Source organism: Pseudomonas sp. SMN11, assembly GCF_052041945.1.
Taxonomy (GTDB): Bacteria; Pseudomonadota; Gammaproteobacteria; order Pseudomonadales; family Pseudomonadaceae; genus Aquipseudomonas.
Window position 1 is genome coordinate 26,824 of sequence record NZ_JBKGGW010000044.1, and the last position, 22,257, is coordinate 49,080.

General features: G+C 63.6%; 22 protein-coding genes and 1 pseudogene. 7 read left to right on the forward strand and 16 right to left on the reverse strand.

Annotated elements, in window-relative coordinates:
• From ACLEJU_RS25665 to ACLEJU_RS25685, 5 genes are all read right to left on the reverse strand, one after another.
• Entirely contained in the window at positions 1–636 is a 636-nt protein-coding gene (locus tag ACLEJU_RS25665; RefSeq protein WP_435424598.1) for a DUF4136 domain-containing protein, read from the reverse strand.
• A gap of 23 nt (positions 637–659) precedes the next feature.
• Complete coding sequence (locus ACLEJU_RS25670; protein WP_435424599.1) at positions 660–1,409, reverse strand: methyltransferase; 750 nt, start codon at positions 1,407–1,409, stop codon at positions 660–662.
• Positions 1,406–1,711, reverse strand: coding sequence for a MazG-like family protein (locus ACLEJU_RS25675; protein ID WP_103445808.1), 306 nt, complete (start codon positions 1,709–1,711; stop codon positions 1,406–1,408). Before ACLEJU_RS25675 ends, ACLEJU_RS25670 begins: the two co-directional genes overlap by 4 nt.
• 64 nt (positions 1,712–1,775) lie before the next feature.
• Positions 1,776–2,627: a MaoC family dehydratase gene (locus ACLEJU_RS25680; protein WP_435424600.1), complete on the reverse strand. Its 852-nt coding sequence runs from the start codon at positions 2,625–2,627 to the stop codon at positions 1,776–1,778.
• Positions 2,628–2,629: 2 nt separating this feature from the next.
• Positions 2,630–3,982 (reverse strand): 3-oxoacyl-ACP reductase, encoded by a 1,353-nt coding sequence (locus ACLEJU_RS25685; RefSeq protein WP_435424601.1) that lies wholly within the window; start codon positions 3,980–3,982, stop codon positions 2,630–2,632.
• 118 nt (positions 3,983–4,100) lie between these two features.
• On the opposite strand from ACLEJU_RS25685, the gene ACLEJU_RS25690 reads away from it, so the two are divergent.
• Complete coding sequence (locus tag ACLEJU_RS25690) at positions 4,101–5,378, forward strand: acetyl-CoA C-acetyltransferase (protein WP_435424602.1); 1,278 nt, start codon at positions 4,101–4,103, stop codon at positions 5,376–5,378.
• A gap of 58 nt (positions 5,379–5,436) precedes the next feature.
• The gene (locus ACLEJU_RS25695) at positions 5,437–6,216 is read left to right on the forward strand and encodes an AraC family transcriptional regulator (RefSeq protein WP_435424603.1); all 780 of its coding nucleotides are present in this window, start codon (positions 5,437–5,439) and stop codon (positions 6,214–6,216) included.
• A 120-nt stretch (positions 6,217–6,336) separates the two neighbouring features.
• On the opposite strand, the gene ACLEJU_RS25700 is transcribed toward ACLEJU_RS25695, so the two are convergent.
• The 5 genes and pseudogenes from ACLEJU_RS25700 to ACLEJU_RS25720 all read right to left on the reverse strand — a co-directional run bounded on the left by ACLEJU_RS25700 (position 6,337) and on the right by ACLEJU_RS25720 (position 11,715).
• Complete coding sequence (locus tag ACLEJU_RS25700) at positions 6,337–7,104, reverse strand: methyl-accepting chemotaxis protein (RefSeq protein WP_371263267.1); 768 nt, start codon at positions 7,102–7,104, stop codon at positions 6,337–6,339.
• Positions 7,105–7,194: 90 nt separating this feature from the next.
• A pseudogene (locus ACLEJU_RS25705) lies at positions 7,195–8,280 on the reverse strand (HAMP domain-containing protein); the annotation flags it as partial.
• Positions 8,281–8,470: 190 nt separating this feature from the next.
• Positions 8,471–8,875 (reverse strand): Cu(I)-responsive transcriptional regulator, encoded by a 405-nt coding sequence (cueR, locus tag ACLEJU_RS25710; protein ID WP_435425372.1) that lies wholly within the window; start codon positions 8,873–8,875, stop codon positions 8,471–8,473.
• Positions 8,872–11,271 carry a heavy metal translocating P-type ATPase gene (locus ACLEJU_RS25715; protein ID WP_435425373.1) on the reverse strand — a complete coding sequence of 800 codons (2,400 nt, stop codon included), beginning with the start codon at positions 11,269–11,271 and terminating at the stop codon, positions 8,872–8,874. The genes cueR and ACLEJU_RS25715 overlap by 4 nt, the downstream gene beginning before the upstream one ends.
• Before the next feature lie 57 nt (positions 11,272–11,328).
• Entirely contained in the window at positions 11,329–11,715 is a 387-nt protein-coding gene (locus ACLEJU_RS25720; RefSeq protein ID WP_435425374.1) for a hypothetical protein, read from the reverse strand.
• A gap of 145 nt (positions 11,716–11,860) precedes the next feature.
• On the opposite strand from ACLEJU_RS25720, the gene ACLEJU_RS25725 reads away from it, so the two are divergent.
• Both ACLEJU_RS25725 and ACLEJU_RS25730 read left to right on the forward strand, forming a co-directional pair.
• Positions 11,861–12,058, forward strand: coding sequence for a heavy-metal-associated domain-containing protein (locus ACLEJU_RS25725; RefSeq protein ID WP_435425375.1), 198 nt, complete (start codon positions 11,861–11,863; stop codon positions 12,056–12,058).
• A 107-nt stretch (positions 12,059–12,165) separates the two neighbouring features.
• Positions 12,166–13,347, forward strand: coding sequence for a multidrug effflux MFS transporter (locus ACLEJU_RS25730; protein WP_435425376.1), 1,182 nt, complete (start codon positions 12,166–12,168; stop codon positions 13,345–13,347).
• Here ACLEJU_RS25730 and ACLEJU_RS25735 read toward each other — a convergent pair.
• Entirely contained in the window at positions 13,298–13,495 is a 198-nt protein-coding gene (locus tag ACLEJU_RS25735) for a hypothetical protein (protein ID WP_240349693.1), read from the reverse strand. The genes ACLEJU_RS25730 and ACLEJU_RS25735 overlap by 50 nt on opposite strands.
• A 466-nt stretch (positions 13,496–13,961) precedes the next feature.
• On the opposite strand from ACLEJU_RS25735, the gene ACLEJU_RS25740 reads away from it, so the two are divergent.
• Complete coding sequence (locus ACLEJU_RS25740) at positions 13,962–14,669, forward strand: transcriptional regulator (RefSeq protein ID WP_435425377.1); 708 nt, start codon at positions 13,962–13,964, stop codon at positions 14,667–14,669.
• Between the two features lie 5 nt (positions 14,670–14,674).
• Here the strand turns inward: ACLEJU_RS25740 and ACLEJU_RS25745 are convergent, their stop codons facing one another.
• The 5 genes from ACLEJU_RS25745 to ACLEJU_RS25765 form a co-directional block, all read right to left on the reverse strand.
• Positions 14,675–15,622, reverse strand: a complete 948-nt coding sequence (locus ACLEJU_RS25745; protein WP_435425378.1) for an adenosine deaminase — start codon at positions 15,620–15,622, stop codon at positions 14,675–14,677.
• An 83-nt stretch (positions 15,623–15,705) separates the two neighbouring features.
• The gene (locus ACLEJU_RS25750) at positions 15,706–16,392 is read right to left on the reverse strand and encodes an SDR family oxidoreductase (protein ID WP_435425379.1); all 687 of its coding nucleotides are present in this window, start codon (positions 16,390–16,392) and stop codon (positions 15,706–15,708) included.
• Positions 16,393–16,758: 366 nt separating this feature from the next.
• Complete coding sequence (locus ACLEJU_RS25755) at positions 16,759–17,343, reverse strand: IMPACT family protein (protein WP_435425380.1); 585 nt, start codon at positions 17,341–17,343, stop codon at positions 16,759–16,761.
• A 9-nt stretch (positions 17,344–17,352) separates the two neighbouring features.
• Entirely contained in the window at positions 17,353–18,015 is a 663-nt protein-coding gene (locus ACLEJU_RS25760; RefSeq protein ID WP_435425381.1) for a TetR/AcrR family transcriptional regulator, read from the reverse strand.
• A 90-nt stretch (positions 18,016–18,105) separates the two neighbouring features.
• Positions 18,106–19,023 carry a LysR family transcriptional regulator gene (locus ACLEJU_RS25765; RefSeq protein WP_435425382.1) on the reverse strand — a complete coding sequence of 306 codons (918 nt, stop codon included), beginning with the start codon at positions 19,021–19,023 and terminating at the stop codon, positions 18,106–18,108.
• Positions 19,024–19,141: 118 nt separating this feature from the next.
• Between ACLEJU_RS25765 and ACLEJU_RS25770 the strand changes: the two genes are divergently transcribed.
• On the forward strand, positions 19,142–20,488 hold the full coding sequence (locus ACLEJU_RS25770) for an aspartate aminotransferase family protein (protein WP_435425383.1): 1,347 nt from the start codon (positions 19,142–19,144) through the stop codon (positions 20,486–20,488).
• A gap of 73 nt (positions 20,489–20,561) precedes the next feature.
• Positions 20,562–22,055, forward strand: coding sequence for a CoA-acylating methylmalonate-semialdehyde dehydrogenase (locus tag ACLEJU_RS25775; protein ID WP_400720457.1), 1,494 nt, complete (start codon positions 20,562–20,564; stop codon positions 22,053–22,055).
• Positions 22,056–22,257: the final 202 nt, after the last annotated feature.

Genomic DNA, 22,257 nt, shown 5'->3' on the forward strand with positions numbered 1-22,257 from the left:
TTAACTGGGAGGATAGCCGCTGAGCGCTTTGTGAACCGATTCGCGCAAGGCGGTCTCGCGATCGCGCGGCGAGCTTTTGTCGCTGCCGCTTTCAGCGCTGGCGCTCCACACCGGCTGGCCGTTGCGGGCATCGAACAGGTCGATGCGCACCACCATCACCTCCACTTCGTAGGTGCGTACGATCGGCACGCTGCCGTAGGCACCGTAACCGTTGCGGTAACCGCCGAAACCGGCACTGCCGTAGGGGTACGGGCCGTAATAGGGGTCGTAGGTGTCATAGTCACGCACTTGGCGCAGGCGCCGCTCCAGGCGCATGTCGGCGCTCACCAGCAGGTCGCCGGTGGTGCCCCGGGCAGGGCGCAAGCCATGCTGGTCGAGGGCGCCGCTGACGGCGTCGGCAATCTGTGCCGGGTCGGCGTCGGCATTGCCGCTTGGCAGCTGGCCGTTACGCCAGCTCCAGCTGCGGTAGTGCCCGTAGTCGCGCGGCGCCGCCGGGTAGGCACTGGCGTCGAAGGTGTTGGCCGCTTGTGGAGGGGCTGGCGGCAGCGGGCGGCTGCTGGCCACATAGGGGTTGCTGGCCTGGCAGGCGGCCAGGATGAGCGGCAGCAAGGCCAGGCACAACAGACGGTACGGCATGTATCCCTCCTGGAGGGGCGCAGTCAGCGGGGGCGGCACATCCAGTGCAGGTAGCGGCCGAGCCCGGCGAAGCTTGGGTGACGGCGGTGGGCCAGTTCCATTTCCAGCAGGTCGAGCAGCTCGGCCTTGTCCTGGAATTCCCTTGGCATGTAGTCGTGGAAGACGCGCACGCCACTCTCGCTTTCGACTTGCCACATCACTTCAAGTTGCGCCTTGAGTTCCCGTGGATCAAGCGGTTTTTGCGGGGTCAGGCTCTGTTTTTCGCCTTCCAGGCGGTTGCTGCGTAGCTTGCGGAAATGGCCCTTGAGCAAGTTGCGGTAGACCAGCGCGTCGCGGTTGTAGAACGCCAGTGACAGCCAGCCACCCGGGGCAGCCAGCTGGTGCAGCACCGGCAGGATGCTCTGTGGTTCGGCCAGCCATTCCAGCACCGCGTGGCACAGCACCAGATCATAGGGCTCGGTCAGTTGGCCAAGCAGTTCTTGCCAGGGCGCCTGGATGAAGGTTGCCGATTGGCCCGCTTCTGCGAAACGCGCCCGGGCACCTTCGAGCATCGGTGCGGCGGGTTCGGCCAGCGTCACCTCGTGCCCGCGCTGGGCCAGCCACAGGGCCATGTGGCCCAGGCCGGCGCCGATGTCGAGCACCCGCAGCGGTCGATCGGGCAGGGCATCGGCCAGGTCGGCCTGGAGCACCGCCAGGCGAATCGCGCCCTTGGCACCGCCGTAGATCTTCTCGGCAAAGCGTGTGGCCAGTTCATCGAAGTGACGGTCGTTCATCGCGCGAAACGCCTCTCGCTGTCGGCCAGCTTGGCTCGCACCACCTGCTCCATGTCCAGGCCCAGCTCGCTGCACAGCAGCAACAGGTACAGGACCACGTCGCCGACTTCCTGGCCGGCATGGGCCAGTTGATCGGCGGGCAATTGGCGCGATTGGTCTTCGCTCAACCACTGGAAGATTTCCACCAGCTCGGCCATCTCGACACTGGCGGCCATGGCCAGATTCTTCGGGCTGTGGAAGCCGCGCCAATCGTTGTTGTCGCGGATCTGATGCAGGCGTTGGGTGAGTTCTTGCAGGTTCATCGGGCTCTCCTAATGCTGCATAGCTTCTGCGCAGGCCCGATGCAAAGCAAGTGCAATCAGGGCGCTAGAGCACGGCCCAGCGCCCGACCATGTGCAGCAACCCGCCATGCCCGTCCAGCCGCAGTTCACCCGCCGGCCCTGCTTCGCTGGCACTCAGCACAACCTCCGACGGCAAACGCACCGGCTTGCGGAAAGTTACCTCGAAGCGATAGCCACTGTTTGGCATGTGCGTACGCAAGGCCGCCAACGCCATGGCATTGCTCCACATACCGTGGGCGATGGCCTTGGGGAAGCCGAACAGGCGTGCGCTGACGGCACTCAGGTGAATCGGATTGTAGTCGCCGCAGACCTTGGCGTAGCGCCGGCCGATATCGCCGTCGGCGTACCAGCGGGTGACCTCCGGCAGGGTGCCCGGCTCGGTCTCCTCGCCATCCTCCGACGGACCCTCCAGCTTCAGGCCACGCACCAGCATACGGCTGGATTCACGCCAGAGCAGGCCAAGACCATCCTCGGCTTCGGTGACCAGGTCGAAGGTGCCGCCCTTGGCATGCGCTTGCAGATTGGCGGCGTAGACCGCAAAGCGCAGCCCGTCGATGCCACCCAGCGGGCGGAGCACGTCGATGCGGTTGTGCAGGTGCACCAGCCCGAGCAACGGGAAGGGGAAGTCGTGGGCGGTCAGCAGCTGCAACTGCAGGGTGAAGGCCATCACGTGCGGGTAGGTGCCGGGCAAGCGGCCATCGTCGCTGAAGTGGCAGAGCCGACGGTAGGCTGCGAGGTTGCCGGGCTCCACGCGGATGAAACAGCGCAGACCGGCCGAGGGCAGGCTGGCACCGCTGATCTTGCGTTTGCTGGCGGCGCGCAGGTACAGGCCGGCGCGTGAGTCCGGGCTATGCAGGTCTTGCCATTGGCGGCTCATGGTCAGGCCCCCATCAGGGCCTGGCCGCAGACGCGCAGCACCTGGCCGTTGACCGCCCCTGATCCCGGCTGGCTGAGCCAGGCGATGGCTTCGGCGACATCCTGCGGGCGCCCGCCCTGGCCCAGCGAGCTCAGGCGCCGCCCGGCCTCGCGCAGGCCGATGGGCATGGCGGCGGTCATGTGCGTCTCGATGAAGCCGGGCGCCACGGCATTTATGCTGCCGCCGCGCTCGGCGAGCTTCGCTGCCCAGGCTTCGGCGAAACCGATCAGGCCAGCCTTGCTCGCGGCATAGTTGGCCTGGCCACGGTTGCCGGCAATGCCGCTGACCGACGCCAACAGGGTAATGCGTGCGTCATCGCCCAGCGCGCCGCCTTCGTACAGGGCTTGGGTCAGCACCTGGGGAGCCTTGAGGTTGACGGCCAGTACCGCATCCCAATATTCCGGGGTCATGTTGGCCAAGGTCTTGTCGCGGGTGATACCGGCGTTGTGCACGACGATGTCGATTCCGTCTGGCAGCGCTTCGAGCAGCTTCGCGGCGGCATCGCCGGCGCAGATGTCCAGGCCAAGGGCCTTACCTCCGAGGCGAGCAGCAAGGGCATCGAGTTCCTGCTGGGCCTGAGGCACGTCGAGCAGCATCACTTCGGCGCCATCGCGCGCCAGTGTTTCGGCGATAGCGGCGCCGATGCCGCGTGCGGCGCCGGTGACCAGGGCGCGCCGGCCACCGAGCGGGCGGGTCCAGTCATCGACCTGGGTGGCACAGGATTGCAGGCGCAGGACCTGGCCGGAAACAAAGGCACTCTTGGGTGACAGGAAGAAGCGCAAGGCGCCTTCGAGCTGAGCGTCTGCATCCGGTGCCACATACAGTAACTGCGCGGTGGCGCCGCTGCGCAGCTCTTTCGCCAGCGAGCGGCTGAAGCCCTCCAGGGCGCGCTGGGCGACGCTGGCCTGCGGGTTGTCGAGGGATTCCGGCGCACGCCCAAGGATGACCACATGGGCACAGGGGGCGAGGCTGCGCAGCAAGGGCTGGAAGAATTCGCGCAGCTGCTTCAGCTGGTCGCTGTCGGACAGATGGCTGGCGTCGAACACCACGGCCTTGAGCTTGGGCCCCAGTCCGGCGACCCAGGCGGGCGCCTGCAGGCCGTCGCCGTTGAAGCTGAACAGCGCTTCGGTCAGGCGCGGGGCGATGGCCTCGACCTGGTTCGCCAGCGGCCCGCCACCCAGCACCAGCGCGCCCTCCACCGGGCGCAGGCGGCCCGCCTGCCAGCGCTCCAGCGGTGCCGGTCGCGGCAGGCCAAGGGCATCGACGAGGCGGCGCCCGAGGTTGGAGTTGGCAAAGCCGAGATAGCGATCGCTCATGTGCGGGTCTCCCTGAAGGCAAGCTTGCAAGTGTGGACCAACTTTGTGGCAAGGTCGTTCGAATGCGGCAAAAACACCTAGGCTGTACGGATCAAATTGTTTCAGGAGGAACAAGCGCATGGGTTCAACTCGCCGGGTCGCGATCTTGGGCGGCAACCGTATTCCTTTCGCCCGCTCCAACGGCGCCTACGCCAGCGCCAGCAACCAGGCGATGCTGACCGCAGCCCTGGAAGGCTTGATCGAGCGTTATCGCCTGCACGGGCTGCGCCTGGGCGAAGTGGTGGCAGGGGCAGTGCTCAAGCACTCGCGAGACATGAGCCTGACCCGCGAATGCGTGCTCGGCTCGCGCCTTTCGCCGCAGACACCGGCCTACGACATCCAGCAGGCCTGCGGGACAGGCCTGGAAGCGGCGCTGCTGGTGGCCAACAAGATCGCCCTCGGGCAGATCGACTGTGGCATTGCCGGTGGCGTGGACACCACGTCCGACGCCCCCATCGGCGTCAACGAGGGGCTACGACGCATCCTCTTGCAGGCCAATCGCGGCAAGACACTGGCTGAGCGGCTCAAGCCGTTCCTGCAGCTGCGCCCAGGCCACCTGAAACCCGAACTGCCGCGCAATGGCGAGCCCCGCACCGGGCTGTCGATGGGTGAGCATTGCGAACGCATGGCGCAAACCTGGGCAATTGGCCGTGCCGAACAGGACGCGCTGGCGCTGCACAGCCATCAGCAGCTGGCGGCCTCGTACAGCGAAGGGTGGCAGAATGACCTGCTGACGCCCTTCCTGGGCCTCTCCCGTGACAACAACCTGCGCACGGACTTGACCCTGGAGCAACTGGCCGGGCTCAAGCCGTCATTCGACCGCAGCGGCCTGGGCACGCTGACGCCGGGCAACTCCACGCCGCTCACCGATGGCGCCTCCATGGTGCTGCTTGGCAGCGAACAATGGGCACAGCAACAGGGGCTGCCGGTGCTCGCCTACCTGGTCGATGGCGAAACCGCCGCCGTGGATTTCGTCACCGGGCGCGAAGGGCTGCTGATGGCGCCGGTGTACGCCGTGCCACGCCTGTTGGCGCGCAATGGCCTGACCTTGCAGGACTTCGATTACTACGAAATCCACGAAGCCTTTGCCGCGCAGGTGTTGTGCACCCTCAAGGCCTGGGAGGATCCCGAGTATTGCCGCGAGCGGCTGGGGCTGGATGCACCGCTTGGGGCCATCGATCGCAGCAAGCTCAACGTCAAGGGCAGTTCGCTGGCGGCTGGCCACCCGTTCGCGGCTACCGGCGGGCGTATCCTGGCCAACTTGGCGAAATTGCTGGCCAAGGCCGGAAAAGGGCGTGGCCTGATATCTATCTGCGCAGCGGGTGGGCAAGGGGTCACGGTGATCGTCGAACGCTGAACGAAGGGCGGTACCGATCTCTGTTAGGCTTGTCTGCTCAGAACTACAAGAATTCGCTATGCAGACGATCGGACATCCCCGCGCCATTCCTGCCCTGGACCAGTTGCCCAGGCCCTTGTACGCCCGTGCCGAAAGTCTCGGCGCCGGCTCCTGGACGACTCGCCATAGCCACGACTGGGTGCAGTTTTCCTACGCGATCAGTGGTGTATTGGGGGTGTATACCGACGATGGCAGCTACTTCGCCCCACCGCAGTGGGGCGTGTGGATACCGGCCGGTGCCGAACATGAAGTGGTGACGTCCGGGCAGGCCGAAATGCGCAGCCTGTATATCCGCCGGGATGCCTGCCCTTGGGCGCCGTCGCAATGCCGGGTATTGGAGGTGACAGCGCTGGCGCGGGAGCTGATCAAGCAGTTCTGCCTGTTCCCGGCTGAATACGCCGAGGGGGACAGTATCGAAGGCCGCCTGGTGGCTGTTCTGCTCGATCAGTTGCGCACCTTGCCCGAGGTGGGTTTCTCCCTGCCGCTACCGCGGCATCCGGGGCTGTTGGCGCTGTGCAATGGGCTGATTGCCGCGCCGGACCAGGTGCAGACGTTGCAGCAGTGGGCGGTGCAGTTGGAGTGCTCGGAAAAGACCTTGATGCGGCTGTTCCAGCGCGAGACCGGGTTGAGTTTTCGTAACTGGCGCCAGCGGATGCGGTTGCTGTCGTCGCTGGCGTTGCTGGAGGCGGGGGAGAGTGTGACCGAGGCGGCGTTGGGCTGTGGGTATGATTCGACTTCGGCTTACATCGCGGCCTTCAAGCAGTTGTTCGGGGCGACCCCGGGGGAACTGAAACTCTAGTAGTGTCAGCACCGGCCTCTTCGCGGGTAAACCCGCTCCCACAGGGATCGCACAGATTTCAAATGCTGTGCAGTACCTGTGGGAGCGGGTTTACCCGCGAAAGGGCCGGTACTGGAGAAATCAGGTGCGGAAACGGCGTACCAGTGAGTCCAGTTCATTGGACAGCCCGGCCAGGCTCTCGGAGTCCTGACGCGCCGCCTGGGCCAGTTCCGCCACCAACTGCGCATCGCCATGGATCTGGCTGATATGGCGGTTGATGTCTTCGGCCACCTGGTGCTGCTCTTCCGCCGCCGTGGCGATCTGCGTGTTCATGTCGCGAATGATGTCCACCGACTCGCGAATCTGCCCGAAACTGTCACGGGCCAGGCCAATTCGGCTGACCGACTGCTGCGACACTTCAAGGCTGGCATGCATCTGCTCGGCCACTTCGGCGGTGCGGCTGGCCAGGTTGCCCAGCAGGCCATCGATTTCGGCCGTGGAGTCGGCCGTGCGCTTGGCCAGTGCCCGTACCTCGTCGGCCACCACGGCAAAGCCGCGGCCCTGCTCCCCGGCCCGGGCCGCTTCGATCGCTGCGTTGAGTGCCAGCAGGTTGGTCTGCTCGGCAATCGAGCGGATGGTCCCCAGGATCGACTGGATGGCGTTGCTGTCGCGCTCCAGTTGCTGGATCGACTGGGCCGACTGCTCGATCTCCTGGCTCAGGCGGTCGACGCTGCTGACCGCCGCGTCGATCTGTTGCTGGCCTTCGCGGGCCTGCTGCTGGCCGCTGTCGGCCGATTGCGCGGCCTGGCTGCAGGAGCGGGCGACTTCGTTGGCGGTGGCGACCATTTCGTGGAACGCGGTGGAGACCATGTCCACGGCTTCACGCTGGCGCCCGGCCGCCTCGGCCATGTCGCTGGAGACCCGGGTGGAGCTGCTGGAAGTGCTGAGGATCTTGCTGGCAGCCGAGCCGATATGCTGGATCAGGCTGCGGATGGCGCCCAGGAACTGGTTGAACCAGTTGGCCAGTTGCGCGGTTTCGTCGCGCCCGCGCACTTCGAGGTTGCGGGTCAGGTCGCCTTCGCCCTGGGCAATGTCTTCCAGGCCGCTGGTGACGCTGTTGATCGGGCGCACGATGAGTTTGGCGAAGGCGGTGCCGACCACGGCGAACAGGGCCGCCAGTATCAGCGCGATGGCGCCGATCAGCCAGGTCAGGCGAGTGGTGGTCTGCATGACTTCACCCTGCTGGATCAGGCCGATGAAGGTCCAGCCCAGTTTCTCGTCGGGGTAGACGTTGGCCATGTAGCGCTCGCCATTGATCTCGACCTCGACCAGGCCCTTGCCGGCCTTGGCCAGTTCGGCATAGCCATCACCGAAGCTGGCCAGCTGCTTGAAGTTGTGGCTGGCGTCGCGTGGGTCGACCATCACGTTGCCGTTATTTTCCACCAGCATCAGGTAACCGCTTTCGCCGAGCTTGATCTGCTTGACGATCTCAGTCAGGCCCTTGAGCGACACGTCGATGTTGACCACGCCGCCGGGGTTGCCGAGTTGGTTGGCCACGGCGCGCACGGTGCTGATCAGCACGGCATCGTCGGCAGCCCAGTAATAGGCGCCGGTGCGCACGGTCTTGCCGGGGTTGGCCATGGCCAGCTGGTACCACGGGCGTGGGCGCGGGTCATAGTTGACGAACTTCTGCCCGGCCGGCCAGCCTACGTAGCCGCCATCACTCACGCCGTAGGAAACGTAGGCATAGCCTGGGTGGGCGTCTGCCAGGCGGGTGAAGAATTCCAGCAGTTGCTTGTCCTGATCGCCCAGCTCGTAGGACGGGGTGGCGCTCATGAACTTGTTCAGGTTGTTGCCGGTGGCCGCCACCATCGGTTGCGACGCCAGGTAGGCGACGTTCTGGTCGATACCCTGGAAGAAGATGTTCATCGCGTTGCTGACCTGGCGGATTTCCCGACTGCTGCTGTCGAGGAAGCCGTCGCGGGCTTCACCGCGCAGGTTGATCACCACCATGGTGGCCACGAGAACGATGGGCAAGCCCGCGATGATCGCGAACGCCCAGGTCAGTTTCTGTTTGATGTTCATCGACGCTCCCGGAATTTATTTTTTTGCACGCGAGGCAGGTAGCAACTACATCGGCAGCGTCCGGGGATATATTAGCGAAAGTGCCCGTATTTATTGGATGAAGTCGCATTTGGCGACTATTCGGTCGGCTTTGGGCTAATATGGCATACCAAATTGCCGTGGCGTGCTGATGACAGCACGCCACAAGCCATCAGTGGCAGCACCCTGCGCCGTTGGCCAGGTCTTTCAGGATCGGGCAATCCGGGCGGTCATCCCCTTGGCAGTGGGCAACCAGATCACCCAAGGTATCACGCAGGCTCACCAGTTCTTCGATACGCTGATTCAGCTCATCGATATGCTGCATGGCCAGGGCCTTGACGTCGGCGCTGGCTCGTCCGCGGTCCTGCCACAGGGTCAGCAGCTTGCCCACTTCTTCCAGAGAAAACCCGAGGTCACGGGAGCGCTTGATGAAGGCCAGACTGTGCAAGTCCTCAGCCTGGTACAAGCGGTAGCCGCTGTCGCTGCGGGTGGCCGGCTTGAGCAGGCCGATGGATTCGTAATAGCGGATCATCTTGGTACTGAGCCCGCTGCGGCGGGCGGCCTGGCCAATGTTCATCGGGCCTCCTGCGTGGTGCTGGTGGGTTTCCAGGTCTTCAGCCACAAGGCATTGCTGACCACGCTGACGCTGGACAGCGCCATGGCGGCGCCGGCCAGTACCGGGTTGAGATAGCCCAGCGCGGCCAGGGGAATGCCGATCAGGTTATAGATGAAGGCCCAGAACAGGTTCTGACGGATTTTTGCATAGGTCTTGCGGCTGATTTCCAGTGCGGCAGGCACCAGCCGTGGGTCACCGCGCATCAGGGTGATACCGGCAGCCTGCATGGCCACGTCGGTGCCACCGCCCATGGCGATACCGATATCGGCAGCGGCCAGGGCCGGGGCATCATTGATGCCGTCGCCGACCATCGCCACCACGCCGTCCTTTTTCAGGGCAGCCACGGTGGCGGCCTTGTCGGCCGGCAGCACTTCGGCGTGCACGTCGTCGATGCCGAGGGCATCGGCCACCACCTTGGCGCTGCCGCGGTTGTCGCCGGTCAGCAGGTGGCTGCTTATGTGGCGGGCGTGCAGGGCGGCGATGGCCTGCTCGGCGCCCGGCTTGAGGCTGTCGCCAAAGGCGAACAGGCCGAGCACGCGAGGCGCAGCACCCCGTTCGATGAGCCACGACAGGGTCCGGCCTTCGGCTTCCCAGGCTTGAGCCTTGGCGGCCAGCTCGCCGGGTTGCAGGTTGCTTTCGTCGAGCAGGCGGCGGTTGCCCAGCGCCAGGTCGCGGCCTTCCACATGCCCGGCAATACCGCGGCCGGTGAGTGATTGGCTGTCAGTGACGGCGGGTACTTCCAGGCCCTGCTCGGCGCAGGCATCCAGTACCGCCTTGGCCAACGGGTGTTCGCTGCCGCGCTGCAGGGCACCGGCGAGGCGATGCAAGGCCGCGCTGTCACCAACCAGCGCCTGGCTGTGTACGACGCGCGGGCTGCCGGAGGTGAGGGTGCCGGTCTTGTCGAACACCACGCGATTGACCGCATGGGCACGCTCCAATGCTTCGGCGTCCTTGATAAGGATGCCATGGCGGGCGGCGACGCCGGTGCCGGCCATGATCGCTGCGGGTGTGGCCAGGCCCAAGGCGCAGGGGCAGGCGATCACCAGTACGGCGACCGCATTGATCAGCGCGGTTTCCAGCGGTGCACCGGCCAGCCACCAGCCAATCAGGGTGAGCAGTGCCAGCACCAGCACGGTAGGCACGAACACTTGGCTGACCCGGTCGACCAGCTTCTGGATCGGCGCCTTGGCGGCTTGTGCGTCTTCGACCAGGCGGATGATCCGGGCCAGCACGGTTTCCGTGCCCAGCGCCTGGGTCCGCACCAGCAGCCGGCCTTCACCATTGATGGCACCACCGGTGACCCTGTCGCCGGGCTGTTTGGGTACCGGTAGGCTCTCGCCGCTGATCAGGGCTTCATCGGCGTGGCTGCTGCCTTCTTCCACTTCGCCGTCGACCGGGAAGCGTTCGCCGGGCTTGACCAGTACCAGGTCGCCGAGGCGCAGTTGGGCAATCGCCACGTCCTCTTCGCGGCCGTCGATGACGCGCACGGCACGCTCCGGGCGCAGGGCTTCCAGGGCACGGATGGCGCTGGCAGTCTGACGCTTGGCCCGGTTTTCGAGGTATTTGCCCAGCAGTACCAGGGCGATGACCACCGCCGAAGCCTCAAAGTAAAGATGAGGGGCCATGCCGGCTGGGGCATTGGCCCATTGGTACAGGCTCAGGCCATAACCCGCGCTGGTGCCGAGGGCAACCAGCAGGTCCATGTTGCCGGCGCCAGCTCGTACGGCTTTGCAGGCGGCTTTGTAGAAGCGTGCACCGAGAATGAACTGCACCGGGGTGGCCAGCGCGAACTGCGCCCAGGCGGGCAGCATCCAGTGCAGGCCGAAGGGCTGCACCAGCATCGGCAGCACCAATGGCAGGGCCAGCAGCAGCGCGGCAGTGACGGCCAGGCGTTCGTTGCGCAGGCGTCGTTTGGCGTCATGCTGATCAGCCTTGGCCGTTTGCGGCAGACTGGCGCTGTAACCGGCCTTTTCGACAGCGGCAATCAGTTGCTGGTCATCAAGCGCCCGCAGCACTTCAAGGTGGGCACGTTCGCTGGCCAGGTTGACGCTGACCTGCTCAACCCCCGGCAGTTTGCCGAGGGCGCGCTCGACGCGGCCGACGCAGCTGGCGCAGGTCATGCCACCGATCTGCAGCTCCACTGTTCGGGTTGGCACGCCATAGCCGGCGTCGCGGACAGCCTCGACCAGGGCTGGCAGGCTGTCGGCCGGAGCCTGGACCCTGGCCTGTTCGGTGGCGAGGTTGACGCTGACCTGATCAGCGCCGCTGACTTTGCGGAGGGCGCGCTCGACACGGCCTGCGCAGCTGGCGCAGGTCATGCCGGAAATCGGCAGGTCGAAAGTGGTAGATGCGGGCATGACGCTCCTCCTTGGCAGGGCTTCAGCATCAGCATCAACCTTGCCACGCGGGGAAGGTCAATAGCCCAGGCTGGCTCGCTTCAATTCGAGGCCATTGTGGCCCATGGCGATGCGGTACTTGGTAATCTGGCCTGCTTGCAGGTTGAGTCGCGTGCTGCGTTGGTCCTCAATGCCGGGTGCACAGCCGGGCATCTGTCCGGGTAGCAGGCGCAGGCGTACGTCGATCGGGCCGGGCGGCAGGTTGAAGGACGTGGACTGTTCCTGGAAGACGCGACCAGAGAGCTGATCGTTGAGGTACACGCCGATTTCGCAGCTGGTAGCCACTTCCAGGCGTTCCCGGGAAATGATCAGCACGCTGTAGTCCGAGTTGCCCTCGGCGCTGGCCGTTGGCACTGCGGCCAGCACGGCCAACAGCCCGGCAACACCCACTGCTGTCCTGAACATGAAGAATCTCCTGCTTGCACAAATGTCAAAAGCGCAGCTTGGCCGAGGTGCGCGCGGATTTCCAGCCCGGCCGTTTCATGCAGAACTTGACCTTGCCCCGATGGCAAGCTTGAAACTGCGGAAAACCCTGAAGGAGGCAGTCCCCATGCAAGTGTTCAATGTTCAAGGCATGACCTGTGGCCATTGCGTGAAAGCAGTGACTCGTGCGGTACAGGAGCAGGATGCGCAGGCCACGGTGGAAGTCGATCTGCCTGGCCAGAAAGTGCGTGTGCAAAGCTCGTTGGCTGCTGATCAGGTGTTGGCGGCTATTCGTGAGGAAGGCTACCAGGCTGAAGTCGCCTGAGCCGAAGGGGCCGCAGTGCGGCCCTGATTTTGTTGCAAATGTTTTCATGCTGAGGGTGGCCACTGCAGGTAGACTTAGCGGCTTGCTTAGCCTGCTATGGATTCCTGATGAACCTGCGAATGGTGCTGATTCTGGGCGCACTGAGTGCGTTCGGGCCCTTGGCGATCGATTTCTACCTGCCCGCCTTCCCGGCCATGGCGCAGGCGTTCGCCACCGATGAAAAACATGTACAGGCCACCCTGGCGGCCTATTTCCTCGGCCTGTCGATCGGCCAGCTGGCCTACGGGCCGGTGGCTGACCGCTTCGGCCGACGCAAGCCGCTGTTGTTCGGTGTGGCGCTGTTCACCCTGGCCTCGCTGGCCTGTGCCTACGCCCCTAACCTCGACACCCTGATCGTGGCGCGCTTTGTCCAGGCCCTGGGCGGTTGCGCCGGCATGGTGTTGTCGCGGGCCATTGTCAGTGACAAATGCGACCCGGTGGCATCGGCCAAGGTGTTCTCGCAGTTGATGCTGGTGATGGGCCTGGCACCGATCCTTGCGCCGATGCTGGGTGGGGTCCTGGTGAATGTGGCTGGCTGGCAGTCGATCTTCCTGGCACTAAGCCTGTTCAGTGCTGCCAGCCTGCTGGCGGTAAGCCTGGGCCTGCCAGAGAGCCTGCCGGCGCATATGCCGCGCCAGCCGCTGTCAGGTGCATTGCGCCAGTACCTGCGGTTGTTGGCTGATCGCGTGTTCATTGGCCACGCCTTGACCGGTGGCATTGCCATAGCCGGGATGTTTGCCTACATCGCCGGTTCGCCTTTCGTATTCATCAAGCTCTATGGCGTACCTGCAGAGCACTATGGCTGGCTGTTTGGTAGCAACGCGGCCGGCTTCATTCTGGTCGCCCAGGTCAACGCCCGCCTGCTGGCCAAGCGAGCCCCGGCATTTCTGCTGGTGCGGGCAGTCTGGCTCTACCTGGCGGCGGGCCTGGTACTGCTGGCCGTGGCAGCCTTGCGCCCGGCGCAGTTATGGCCATTGCTGGTGCCGCTGTTCATCTGCATTGCCAGCCTGGGTTGCATCATCCCTAACGCTTCGGCCTGCGCGATGAGCGGCCAGGGCGCGCGGGCAGGCAGCGCGTCTGCACTGATGGGTTGCCTGCAGTTCAGCGTCGCGGCCGGCGCGGCGTCTCTGGTCGGTGTGCTGCATGACGGCAGTGCAGTGCCCATGACACTGGTGATCAGCCTGTGCGGGACGCTGGTGGTCAGTGTCGCGCTGTTGACCCGGCGTTTGCAGGCCACGCGTCCGGCATGAGCGGGTGAGGTGCCTGCAGGCGGGTTTCCAGGGTGGCAACGAAGGCTCGTGCTTCTGCCTCGCTGCGGAAACTCACCACGTGTTGGTCGAGCCTCACCTGCCAAGGGCAGTTGGGGTTGCGGTTCGACGCACTGACGACAATCTTCATCGCGGCATACCTCCGAATGGGTGGGAGAGCGGATGTAGTGTAGCGCTGCTCCCCCCTCGCGCCATGACTTGCATCAGTGCCCTGACTGGCGGTCAGGGCATAGTTCCCAATGGCTTGTCCGACGTTTCCGGGGGTAATGCCTGGATGGTTGTAGAAGCTTCGCTTTGATTTGAGCTATTTGAGGAAGCTAGCTGTCAGCAGAGTCGCTGCTTGCTCTGGGCCATTTTTCCTCATGCCTTGTATTTTCCTATCTGCGTCACGTGGTGTTGACTTTTCGTGCGGCGATGACTCGTTTGAGGGGTGCCCTACCCATCGCTGAATGAGCCTGGCGAGCCGTGTGTGGGGCTGCCGGAAGGGATGCGACTGCGGCTTATACTGGCGCCTGAGCAGTTTGCCAGGGGGCGATCGGCCTAGCCAAAGCAGGCCTCTGGAAACCAGACGTGATCAAGCGGGGAGATACAGGGACATGAATGCAGTCAGCAGTATCAGTCAGATTGCCGGCCTGATGGCCGACCCCAAGCGCAGCGCGATGTTGTGGGCGCTGATCGATGGCACACCGAGACCGACCGATGAGCTGGCGATGATGGCCGGGCTGACCTCGTCTTCGGCCTGTGCACACCTGTCGTTGCTGTCTTCGGCCGGCCTGCTCAGGCTTGAGGCGCGCGGGCGCAAACGCTACTTCAGGCTCGCGACACCCCAGGTGGGCGTAGCCGTCGAAGCTTTGGCCAGCGTCCAGCTCGCGTCGGAAAAGAGGCCGCGCACAGAGGCACTGCAATTGCCGATGTCGATGCGCAGGGCACGCCGTTGTGGCGAACACCTGGGGGGCGAGCTGGCGGGTGAGCTTTATCATCGGCTGGTGGTGGCGGGCTGGCTGGAGGGAAGCGAGCGGGAGCTGGTGGTCAGCGAGGAGGGGCGCACGCAGCTGGCTGCCATCGGCGTCTACATCGATGCGCTGGCATCGCGGCAGCAGCGTGGCTGTGTGATCTGCCATTGCAATGAATGGAGCGACCAAGGGCCGCACTTGGGCGGCAGCCTTGGTCAGGCATTGCTCAAACTGTTTCTGCAGTCTGGCTGGATACGCGAGCCTGAAGGCACGCGGGTGTTGCAGATTTCCGCCGAGGGTGTGCAGCAGATCAACCGCATCGCTCGCGTGATGACACTGCAGGTCGGCTGACAGCTTCAGACCAAGCGAGCGTCCAGGCTGTTCTGTGCGAGGCGGCGGGCCTGGTCCTCGGTCATGCCCAGGTGGGTGTGCAAGGCGTGGAAGTTCTCGGTGACGTAGCCGCCGAAGTAGGCTGGGTCGTCCGAGTTCACCGTCACCTTCACACCACGCTCGAGCATGTCGAGGATGTTGTGCTGGCTCATGTGGTCGAACACGCAAAGCTTGGTGTTCGACAACGGGCAGACGGTAAGCGGGATCTGCTCGTCGATGATGCGCTGCATCAGGCGGTCGTCTTCGATGGCGCGCACGCCGTGGTCGATGCGCTTGATCTTCAGCAGGTCGAGGGCTTCCCAGATGTACTCGGGCGGGCCTTCCTCACCGGCATGGGCAACGGCCACGAAGCCTTCGCTGCGGGCACGGTCGAACACACGCTGGAATTTGCTTGGCGGGTGACCCATTTCCGAGCTGTCCAGGCCGACGGCGATGAACGCGTCGCGGAAGGGCAGGGCCTGGTCGAGGGTCTTTTGCGCTTCGTCTTCGCTGAGGTGGCGCAGGAAGCTCAGGATCAGGCCGCTGCTGATACCCAATTGCTCACGCCCATCCTTCAGTGCCAGGTTGATGCCATTGAGCACGACTTCGAACGGGATGCCGCGGTCGGTGTGGGTCTGCGGGTCGAAGAACGGTTCGGTGTGGATGACATTCTGCGCCTTGCAGCGCTGCAGGTAGGCCCAGGTCAGGTCGTAGAAGTCCTGCTCGGTGCGCAGCACGTCCGCACCCTGGTAATACAGGTCGAGGAATTCCTGCAGGTTGTTGAAGGCGTAGGCGCTGCGCAGGGTTTCCACGTCGTTCCACGGCAGGGCAATCTTGTTGCGCTCGGCCAGGGCGAACAGCAGCTCGGGCTCCAGCGAACCTTCAAGGTGCAGGTGCAACTCGGCCTTGGGTAGGGCATTCAGCCAGTCATACATAGGGGGATGTCTCGAATCAGGTACGGTTGCCGCCATTCTACAGGGCCTGGCCGGGCATTGCGCCCGGCCGGTCGGTATTCGCCTCACCAAGTGAGCGACTCGCCTTTGTAGTTGATGAAGCGCAGACCACCGTGGCCGCTTTGCGCCTTGATCTGTTCGAGCATGCCACGGGTGCTGGTGAGCACGTCGATTTCAGCGTTTTCGCCACCCATGTCGGTCTTCACCCAGCCCGGGTGCATGGCCAGCACGCACAGGTCGGGGCGCTGCAGTTCGACTACGAAACTGTTGATCATCGAATTGAGCGCGGCCTTGCTGGCCTTGTACAGGCAGATCTCGCCACCGTCGGGAATTGTCACGCTGCCGAGGATCGAACTCATGAACGCCAGCACGCCGCTGCCTTCCCGCACTTGACCGGCCAGGCGGCGGGCGACGCGGATCGGGGCCACGGCATTGGTCATGAACAGATCGCCGATGGCTTGGGGCTGCACGGTTTCCAGGTCTTGCGGCAGTGGGCCCATGACCCCGGCGTTGACGAAGACCAGATCGAACACTTCACCTTGCAGGCGTTGCTTGAGCCCGTCGAGCTGGGCGGTGTCGTTCATCTCCAGCTGGTCGATGCGTACGCCGGGTACATCGGCAAGGGCGCCTGGCTGTTGTGGGTTGCGCACGGTTGCTGTGATGTTCCAGCCGTCTTCGTGCAGGCGTTGTACCAAGCCCAGGCCAAGGCCGCGGGAGGCGCCGATGATGAGGGCGGTTCTTGAGCTAGCCATGTGAGCGCTCCTAGTTCGGTTGAAGTGAAAGGTGTTGAGAATAATGCAGATGGCCCGCGTCTGCCGTTACTGAAGTTGAACAAAAAGTGTTCAGTGGCTCGGGGCCGTGGGCGAGCGGGGGTTTGGTCTGTTGGCTAACGGGTTATCCACAGCTTGGTCCACAGTAAATGTGAGCAAGCGCAACGCGAGGGGCTGTGTAATACGCCTGACACACTGGGGATAAGTCGCCAGGGTTCAGTCGCTTACGGCTGTCATCAAACAGTGATCAAAATATGCTCAATGCTCTGAAGGTCTTGCCATGCTTGGGCTGTAACGGAGTGCCCCAAGCTTATCCACAGGCCAGCCCACAGTTGTTGTGGGCAAGCTTCAGTGTGCTTCGAGAATGATCCGGCCGCGGCTCAGATCTGCCAGTTGCTGTTGCAATGCGGGCAGGTGAGCTTCGCCCACGGCAATCTGCAGGTCGACGCCATTGGCGGTGAATTGTTCGTCCAGCACCAGGCCATCCACGTCGGCCAGGCGCAGTTTCACCAGGGCCAGTTCGCTGAAGGTGCAACTGCAGGTGAACTCGCTGCGCTGGACCAGCAGGCGTTTGGGGGCTTGCTGCAGGCATTTGTTGGCGCCCCCACCGTAGGCACGGGCGAGCCCGCCGGTGCCCAGCTGGATGCCGCCGTACCAGCGAATCACCAGCACCACCACCTGGTCGCAGTCTTGTGCTTCGATGGCCGCAAGGATCGGCCGCCCGGCGGTACCGCCCGGCTCGCCATCGTCATTGCTGCGATATTGCCCGCCAATCTTCCACGCCCAGCAATTGTGGGTGGCGGCCAGGTCGCTGTGGCGTTCAATGAAGCTCATCGCCTCGGCGGCACTGTTGATCGGGCCCGCGAGGGTGATGAAGCGGCTCTTGCGGATTTCCTCGCGAAATTCGCAGAGGTCGAGCAGGGTAGAAGGCATAGATGAACGTCAGGCAACCGGCTTGATGCCGCACCCCTTGAGAATGATGTGGATAAGATTGTTGCTGGCATCTTCCATGTCTTGCTTGGTCAGGCGGCTACGGCCGGTGACCTGGCAGATCTGGGTGGCGAAGTCGGCATAGTGCTGGGTGCTGCCCCAGAGCAGGAAGATCAGGTGCACCGGGTCGACCACGTCCATCTTTCCGGCTTCCATCCAGGCCTGGAACACGGCGGCCCGGCCGCGGAACCATTCACGGTAGTCGGCGCTGAAATACTCGGTCAGGCAGGTGCCGCCGCTGATCACTTCCATTGCGAAGATACGGGAAGCCTGCGGGTTGCGCCGGGAAAACTCCATCTTGGTGCGAATGTACTGGCTCAGTGCTTCGCCCGGGTCGTCCTCGACGCTCAGGGCGTTGAAGGTGCTGTCCCACAGCTCGATGATGTTGCTCAGCACGGCGATGTACAAGCCGAGCTTGTTGGTGAAGTAGTAATGCAGGTTGGCCTTGGGCAAGCCGGCTTTCAGCGCGATGGTGTTCATGCTGGTGCCTTTGAACCCATGGCGGGCGAATTCGTCCTCGGCGGCCTGGATGATGGCCTGTTCGTTCTTCTGGCGGATGCGGCCGGCGGGCTTGCCCGAGGCGGCGAGGCGATGCGCAGGGACTTCTAGGGTCATGGACGATTCCGGACAGGTCTGTGGCAACGAATGTCGGACAAGATTACCTGCCTGTGCCGGCGTGACAAGCCTTAGCGTCAGATGCTGGCATCAACGTGTCGCAGCCAGGCTTTCCAGGAAGCTTTCCAGCACCAGGTTCGGTCGCCGCCCCTTGCGCGTGACCCAGCTCAGGCTCAGGTCATAGAAACGTTGTGCAGGCTTGAGTGCACGCAGGCGGCCTTGCTGTACCCAGAAGGTGGCGTAGTGGTCAGGCAGGTAACCGATATAGCGGCCGGTGAGGATCAGGAACGCCATACCTTCGCGGTCCGAGGCGCTGGCGGTGCAGTTGAGCGCCTGGTAGTGCTCCTGGATTTCCGCAGGCAGGCGGAAGGTTGGCGCGATGGCTTCCTGGCCGTTGAGGCGGTCATCGTCGATCTGCTGGTTGTCGGCGTAGAACAAGGGGTGGCCAACCGCGCAGTAGAGCTGAGACCGTTCACTGTACAGTGATTGGTATTCCAGGCCGGACAGCGGGCTGGTCTGCGGTACCACGCCGACGTGCAGGCTGCCGTCCAGTACCCCTTGCTCGACCTGGCTGGGGGCGATCATGCGGATCTGGATGCGCACATCCGGGCCGCGATCCTTCAGCTCGGCCAGGGCATGGGTGATGCGCATGTGCGGCAGGGTGACCAGGTTATCGGTCAGGCCAATGTTGAGCTCGCCGCGCAGGTGCTGGTGGAGGCCGTTGACCTCGGTACGGAAGGTTTCCAGCGCACTGAGCAACTGCAGTGCCGAGTGATAGACCTCGCGGCCTTCCTCGGTCAGCGAGAAGCCGGCGCGGCCGCGCTGGCACAGGCGCAAGCCCAGACGCTGTTCGAGGTCGTTCATCTGCTGGCTGATGGCCGAGCGGCCAATCCCCAGCACGTTCTCCGCTGCCGAAAAGCCGCCGCATTCAACCACGCTTCGATAGATTTTCAGCAGGCGGATGTCGAAATCGCTGACTTGTGCGAGAGGGTCGGGGCGTCGGCTCATAAGTTTAGTCTTGCGCTACCTGAAGATTAGAAATGTAGGCTTTTTCAGACTTTATCCCCGTGCGAATTTAGCTGCAACAACATCCATCGTTGCCTAATCGTCTTCCGAGGAACCGCCGATGAACATGCCCGAAACCGCAACCGCCGGTATCGCCAGCCAGCTGAAGCTGGATGCGCACTGGATGCCCTACACCGCCAACCGTAACTTCCAGCGCGACCCGCGCCTGATCGTGGCGGCCGAAGGCAACTACCTGGTCGATGACAAGGGGCGCAAGATCTTCGACGCCCTCTCTGGCTTGTGGACTTGTGGCGCCGGGCATACCCGCAAGGAAATCACCGAGGCGGTCGCGCGCCAGGTCGGTACCCTCGATTACTCCCCTGCGTTCCAGTTCGGCCACCCGCTGTCGTTCCAGCTGGCCGAGAAGATCGCCGAGCTGACCCCGGGCGACCTGAATCACGTCTTCTATACCAACTCCGGATCCGAGTGCTGCGACACCGCGCTGAAAATGGTGCGTGCCTACTGGCGCCTGAAAGGCCAGGCCACCAAGACCAAGATCATTGGCCGTGCCCGTGGTTACCACGGGGTGAATATTGCCGGGACCAGCCTGGGCGGCGTCAACGGCAACCGCAAGATGTTCGGCCAACTGCTGGACGTCGACCACCTGCCTCACACCGTGCTGCCGGCGAACGCGTTCTCCAAGGGCATGCCGGAAGAGGGCGGTATCGCCCTGGCAGATGAAATGCTCAAGCTGATCGAGCTGCACGATGCCTCGAACATCGCAGCGGTGATCGTCGAACCGCTGGCAGGTTCCGCCGGTGTGCTGCCGCCGCCAAAGGGTTACCTGAAGCGTTTGCGTGAAATCTGCACCCAGCACAATATCCTGCTGATCTTCGATGAAGTGATCACCGGCTTCGGCCGCATGGGTGCCATGACGGGCTCCGAGGCTTTTGGCGTCACCCCTGACCTGATGTGCATCGCCAAGCAGGTCACCAACGGTGCCATCCCGATGGGCGCGGTCATCGCCACCAGCGAGATCTACCAGACCTTCATGAACCAGCCGACCCCGGAATACGCGGTGGAATTCCCCCACGGCTACACCTACTCGGCTCACCCGGTAGCCTGCGCCGCCGGTCTCGCCGCGCTCGACCTGCTGCAGAAGGAAAGCCTGGTGCAGTCGGCTGCCGAACTGGCGCCGCACTTCGAGAAACTGCTGCATGGCGTGAAGGGCACCAAGAACATCGTCGATATCCGTAACTACGGCCTGGCTGGCGCGATCCAGATCGCTGCCCGCGACGGTGATGCAATCGTGCGTCCTTACGAGGCAGCCATGAAGCTGTGGCAAGCCGGCTTCTATGTGCGCTTCGGTGGCGACACCCTGCAGTTCGGCCCAACCTTCAATACCCAACCGCAGGAACTGGACCGCCTGTTCGACGCGGTCGGCGAAGCCCTGAACCAGATCGACTGATTTTTCCGCTTTTGACGTAGGGCGCGTGAACCCATCACGCGCCTGCCTCAACCTTCTTTATCTGGAGTTTTGCATGAGCATTGTTCAGCACCTGATCCACGGCGAACTGGTTACCAAAGGTGAGCGCACCGCCGATGTTTTCAACCCGTCCACCGGCCAGGCGGTACGCAAGGTCGAACTGGCCAGCCGCGCGACCGTGCAGGAAGCCATCGATTCGGCCAAGGCTGCCTTCCCGGCCTGGCGCAACACGCCACCGGCCAAGCGCGCCCAGGTGATGTTCCGCTTCAAGCAACTGCTGGAGCAGAACGAAGCCCGCATCTCGCAGATGATCAGCGAAGAGCACGGCAAGACCCTCGAAGACGCGGCCGGGGAACTGAAGCGTGGCATCGAGAACGTCGAGTTCGCCTGCGCGGCGCCGGAAGTGCTGAAAGGCGAGTACAGCCGCAACGTCGGCCCGAACATCGACGCCTGGTCCGACTTCCAGCCGCTGGGTGTGGTCGCTGGCATCACCCCGTTCAACTTCCCGGCCATGGTGCCACTGTGGATGTACCCGCTGGCCATCGCCTGCGGTAACGCCTTCATCCTCAAGCCATCTGAGCGTGACCCGAGCTCGACCCTGTTCATCGCCCAGTTGCTGCTGGAGGCTGGCCTGCCGAAGGGCATTCTCAATGTGGTGCATGGTGACAAGGAAGCGGTCGATGCGCTGATCGAAGCGCCGGAAGTGAAAGCACTGAGCTTCGTCGGTTCGACTCCGATTGCCGAATACATCTATGCAGAAGGCACCAAGCGCGGCAAGCGCGTTCAGGCCTTGGGTGGTGCAAAGAACCACGCGGTGCTGATGCCAGATGCCGACCTGGACAACGCAGTCAGCGCGCTGATGGGCGCCGCCTACGGCTCGTGCGGTGAGCGTTGCATGGCTATCTCGGTGGCGGTGTGCGTGGGCGACCAGGTTGCCGATGCACTGATCGCCAAGCTTCAGCCGCAGATCAAGGCGCTGAAAATTGGTGCCGGCACTTCCTGTGGCCTGGACATGGGCCCGCTGGTGACTGCTGCAGCCCGTGACAAGGTTGTCGGCTACATCGACGATGGCGTTGCCGCTGGCGCCAAGCTGGTGGTGGATGGCCGAGGCTTCCGCGTGGCAGGTAATGAAGATGGCTATTTCGTTGGCGGCACGCTGTTCGACAATGTGACCCCGGAAATGCGCATCTATAAAGAAGAGATCTTCGGCCCGGTGCTGTGCGTGGTGCGCGTTAACAGCCTGGAGCAGGCCATGCAGCTGATCAACGATCACGAATACGGCAACGGTACTTGCATCTTCACTCGTGATGGTGAAGCGGCGCGCCTGTTCTGCGACGAGATCGAAGTGGGCATGGTCGGGGTCAACGTACCGCTGCCGGTGCCGGTTGCCTACCACAGCTTCGGTGGCTGGAAGCGTTCGTTGTTCGGTGACCTGCATGCTTATGGTCCGGACGGGGTGCGCTTCTATACCCGTCGCAAGGCGATCACCCAGCGTTGGCCGCAGCGGGCCAGCCATGAGGCGTCGCAGTTTGCGTTCCCTAGCTTGTAAGGGATGGAAGGAAGGGGGGAGGCCGAGAGGCCTCCCCGCTTTGCTTTTCAGCGATATTAAAGTTTCTTGAAATTAAAGGTTGACGCGCTTTCGAATCCCCTTATAATGCGCCCCACTTCCAGCGACATCGGAACGACAAACTCCTTGAGATTCAATGAGTTAGGTAGTTAAGGTGAGGTTGGAGGCGCTTTGATCGAAAGAT

Excerpts from the sequence above, each read along its gene's own strand:
- ACLEJU_RS25775 (WP_400720457.1), top strand. The coding sequence starts at position 20,562 with ATGAGCATTGTTCAGCACCTGATCCACGGCGAACTGGTTACCAAAGGT.
- ACLEJU_RS25760 (WP_435425381.1), bottom strand. The coding sequence starts at position 18,015 with ATGACCCTAGAAGTCCCTGCGCATCGCCTCGCCGCCTCGGGCAAGCCC.
- ACLEJU_RS25750 (WP_435425379.1), bottom strand. The coding sequence starts at position 16,392 with ATGGCTAGCTCAAGAACCGCCCTCATCATCGGCGCCTCCCGCGGCCTT.
- ACLEJU_RS25735 (WP_240349693.1), bottom strand. The coding sequence starts at position 13,495 with ATGAAGATTGTCGTCAGTGCGTCGAACCGCAACCCCAACTGCCCTTGG.
- ACLEJU_RS25715 (WP_435425373.1), bottom strand. The coding sequence starts at position 11,271 with ATGCCCGCATCTACCACTTTCGACCTGCCGATTTCCGGCATGACCTGC.
- ACLEJU_RS25725 (WP_435425375.1), top strand. The coding sequence starts at position 11,861 with ATGCAAGTGTTCAATGTTCAAGGCATGACCTGTGGCCATTGCGTGAAA.
- ACLEJU_RS25670 (WP_435424599.1), bottom strand. The coding sequence starts at position 1,409 with ATGAACGACCGTCACTTCGATGAACTGGCCACACGCTTTGCCGAGAAG.
- ACLEJU_RS25720 (WP_435425374.1), bottom strand. The coding sequence starts at position 11,715 with ATGTTCAGGACAGCAGTGGGTGTTGCCGGGCTGTTGGCCGTGCTGGCC.
- ACLEJU_RS25695 (WP_435424603.1), top strand. The coding sequence starts at position 5,437 with ATGCAGACGATCGGACATCCCCGCGCCATTCCTGCCCTGGACCAGTTG.
- ACLEJU_RS25675 (WP_103445808.1), bottom strand. The coding sequence starts at position 1,711 with ATGAACCTGCAAGAACTCACCCAACGCCTGCATCAGATCCGCGACAAC.
- ACLEJU_RS25740 (WP_435425377.1), top strand. The coding sequence starts at position 13,962 with ATGAATGCAGTCAGCAGTATCAGTCAGATTGCCGGCCTGATGGCCGAC.
- ACLEJU_RS25690 (WP_435424602.1), top strand. The coding sequence starts at position 4,101 with ATGGGTTCAACTCGCCGGGTCGCGATCTTGGGCGGCAACCGTATTCCT.
- ACLEJU_RS25745 (WP_435425378.1), bottom strand. The coding sequence starts at position 15,622 with ATGTATGACTGGCTGAATGCCCTACCCAAGGCCGAGTTGCACCTGCAC.
- cueR (WP_435425372.1), bottom strand. The coding sequence starts at position 8,875 with ATGAACATTGGCCAGGCCGCCCGCCGCAGCGGGCTCAGTACCAAGATG.
- ACLEJU_RS25770 (WP_435425383.1), top strand. The coding sequence starts at position 19,142 with ATGAACATGCCCGAAACCGCAACCGCCGGTATCGCCAGCCAGCTGAAG.
- ACLEJU_RS25685 (WP_435424601.1), bottom strand. The coding sequence starts at position 3,982 with ATGAGCGATCGCTATCTCGGCTTTGCCAACTCCAACCTCGGGCGCCGC.
- ACLEJU_RS25665 (WP_435424598.1), bottom strand. The coding sequence starts at position 636 with ATGCCGTACCGTCTGTTGTGCCTGGCCTTGCTGCCGCTCATCCTGGCC.
- ACLEJU_RS25765 (WP_435425382.1), bottom strand. The coding sequence starts at position 19,023 with ATGAGCCGACGCCCCGACCCTCTCGCACAAGTCAGCGATTTCGACATC.
- ACLEJU_RS25700 (WP_371263267.1), bottom strand. The coding sequence starts at position 7,104 with ATGGCCGAGGCGGCCGGGCGCCAGCGTGAAGCCGTGGACATGGTCTCC.
- ACLEJU_RS25755 (WP_435425380.1), bottom strand. The coding sequence starts at position 17,343 with ATGCCTTCTACCCTGCTCGACCTCTGCGAATTTCGCGAGGAAATCCGC.
- ACLEJU_RS25680 (WP_435424600.1), bottom strand. The coding sequence starts at position 2,627 with ATGAGCCGCCAATGGCAAGACCTGCATAGCCCGGACTCACGCGCCGGC.
- ACLEJU_RS25730 (WP_435425376.1), top strand. The coding sequence starts at position 12,166 with ATGAACCTGCGAATGGTGCTGATTCTGGGCGCACTGAGTGCGTTCGGG.